Consider the following 2959-nt stretch of genomic DNA (forward strand, 5'->3'; position numbering starts at 1 on the left):
AGATCGGGGCAGAGGCGGGTTCCTCGTCCTATCATTTGGTTGAATTTGACTCGGGAGTAAACGGGTTTGAAAAATACTAAATTTACCACTTCCGGCACGTCTACCCCAGTATCGAGCATATCGACGGAAATGGCGATCGCGGGGGATTTATTTGCTTCGGAAAGTCATCGAGAAGGCTTTGGGCATAAGGATCGTGGCTGTCGATAATTCTGGCGAATGCACCCTTATAATGGGGATAGTTGCTATTGAAGCGTTTTTCAATTTCTACGGCGTGGTTATGGTTGCGGGCGAAAATGATGGTTTTTCCCAGGCGATCGCCTCCATCGACGTATGACCCCAATAGCATCAGGACTTCTAGGGCTTGGTCGATGGTGTTGCCGTTAAAAAGCCAGTTATTGAGGGCGGTTGCATCGATCGCCTCGGGAATTGCCCCGGTTTCTGCATCGAGAAAGCGTTCTTCATATTCTTCTCGTTCTTCGGGAGAAAGTTCGTTATAAGTGATACCCGATCGCATAAAGTTAAAGGGGACGCGAATGCCTTTGGGGGGGACGAGATGACCGTCTTGGATGGCATTATTGAGTTCATAGGCAAAGGTAGGATTACCCTGTTCGAGGTTGAAGATTTGATAAGTATCGCGGTTAATTTCATCCCTGGGGGTGGCGGTAAGTCCCAGGAGGAGGGTGTCAAAATAATCGAAGAGATAGCGGTATTTTTTGTAAACGCTGCGATGGGCTTCATCGACGATCGCCAGATCGAAATAGCCGGGTCCGATCTTTCTGCCTTCTCTCTCCACTTTGTTAATTTCGTTCATGATGGTGGGATAGGTGGAGAAAATCCCATTCGCCCCTTGGATATCTTTTTCTTGGGTCAAGTTGACGGTATTCAGATCCGGCAAATGTTTGTTAAATGCCCGTTGTGCTTGGATGACGAGGCTGGTGCGATCGGCGAGAAAGAGGATTCTTTTGACCCGGTTGGCTTTCATGAGTAGATCCACAAGGGCGATCGCGGTGCGGGTTTTGCCGGTACCGGTGGCCATGACCAGGAGGGCTTTACGGCTGCGTTGGCTGAAGTTTTCGCTAATGCGGCGAATGGCTTCGGTTTGATAGATGCGATCGCCGCCAGCAATGTTGGGGTTTATTTCGAGTTCGTGCAGGGGTTTGCTATTATTGCGCTGCCAGATGAGATATTGTAGTTCTTCTTTTTTCAGGAAGCCGTGAATTTCTCGGGGGGGATAGTTGAGATCGTCCCAGATATAAGTTTGATAGCCGTTGCTGTAGAAAATAATGGGGCGTTGATTGAATTTTTGCTCTAAACAGTCGGCGTAAAGTTTCGCCTGTTGTGGCCCAGCTTGGGGGTTTGTGCGGCTGCGTTTGGCTTCGACGATGGCGAGGGGTAGCCCGTTGTCATCCCAGAGGACATAATCAATTTTGCCTCTACCGGAAGGGCTGACAGCTTTGGGCATTCCTGTCACGGGATACTCGATCGCGTCGGCATGGCTGAGGTCCCAGCCCATTTCTTGGAGGTCGATATCGATGAGGCGATCGCGGGTTTGTTTTTCGTTATAGTCGTGGCGATCGCGATCGCTTTTATTAACGGTGAGGAGGGCATCAAGTCGGGCTTTAACGGCAGCGAGTTCGCTTTCGGTTTGTTTCTGTCTCTCTTCGGCGATACGTTTCATCTCTTGGGTTTGAGAGAGTTCGCTGGCGAGTTTTTGCAGTTGTTTCCGGGTGAGTTCTTTGGTGTCGCTTTCTGTGGCTTGGGGGATGAGTTGGGGGTCAAAGTCAAGTTTAGCGAGGTTTTTGCCGTTGGGGGAGTAGTAACGACAAAGCCAATAGAGGACATGAAAGAGTTCTTCGATCAGGTGTAGAGAGTCTTTTTTGCTGACGGTAACGGCACGATGTACGGCGACGTTGCCCATTTTTTGGATAGTGCGGAGTTTGGGGAATATTCCAGGGGAAAGATTTTCTTGAAAGGTTCTCTCGTGGATGAGGGCGCTGAGGTTATCATCGTAGGGGAGTTTTAAGTAGGGATCGTTATCGTAGAGCCAAATTACGGCTTGTTCTAGGGTGAAGCGGGTATAGAAGCAACTGGCACGGGGGGCGCTATAGGTCAGTCCTTCGGCCTTGGCGGCATGGTCGAAGATTTGGGGAAAGGGGGTTTTGAGGAAAGTGAAGTTTGAGGGCATTATCTCAGTTATCGGTTAGTGGTTCGATCGCCTCGCTTTCTATTGTACGATCGCATTCGACTTCTTCATCAATGTTATCAATTTCGATTTTAATAGATCGTACTAAATTCTGTTTTAAATGACAGCAAAATCGGTAATTTTTCGGCGTTCTAGGGTTTTAAAGGCGAGGACGATCTGCTGGTGGGAAATACCGCGATCGAGGAGTTCGCCAGCAATTCCCGCTTCTGTTCCGTCTTGTTGAATCCAGATTTTGCCGTTGATAATTTGCAGGTGGATGAGGTTGCCGTAAATTCTTTGGTTTTTGTGCCAACCTGTTTCTAAAAGGATGTAATGATGGGTTTTTTCATCAAAAACAAGGTGTAATTCGCTTTCGGGGTCATGGCCGAGAAAGTCGCGATAATCTTGCAGGACTTTGATGGTGGCTTGTTGGAGGGTATGGGTTAGGTTATCCATTGAATAAATGGGTAGAATTTGGTCGTAAACGGGTTGTTTTCTCAGTTTTTTGAGGTCTTTGATAAAGGTGGGAAGGTATTGAACTTTCATTTTTCTTCGAGCATTTTTAGGGCTTGTTCGCGGTTGAGGGGGGTTTCGGAGAGGGTGGGTAACATGGCACTATAAAGCCCTTGGTCTTCTAAAAGTTCTAGGAGGTGGGTATAGTCTTGATAGTTGAGGATGACTTTTTGGATATTGCCGTCGGTGTCGGTAATGAGTTCGCGGGCAAAAGGATAGTTTGAGTTTGGCATGATTTGGATGGATTTATTCTGATAATTTTTC

The 2959-nt window shown here is 47.8% G+C and carries 2 protein-coding genes and 1 pseudogene; all 3 read right to left on the minus strand.

The genetic code is table 11. The features are described from left to right. Positions 1–2185: pseudogene (locus VB714_RS27005) on the minus strand (DEAD/DEAH box helicase family protein); the annotation flags it as partial. Between the two features lie 114 nt (positions 2186–2299). Next, a complete protein-coding gene (locus VB714_RS27010; protein WP_416309811.1) occupies positions 2300–2638 on the minus strand; it encodes a XisI protein in 339 nt (112 codons plus the stop codon). Positions 2639–2724: 86 nt separating this feature from the next. After that, positions 2725–2959, minus strand: a 235-nt coding sequence (locus tag VB714_RS27015) for a hypothetical protein (protein WP_323228415.1), incomplete at its 5' end; no start/stop codon positions are given.

The sequence above is a fragment of the Spirulina sp. 06S082 genome (genome assembly GCF_034932145.1).
Classification (GTDB): Bacteria; Cyanobacteriota; Cyanobacteriia; order Cyanobacteriales; family Spirulinaceae; genus CCY15215.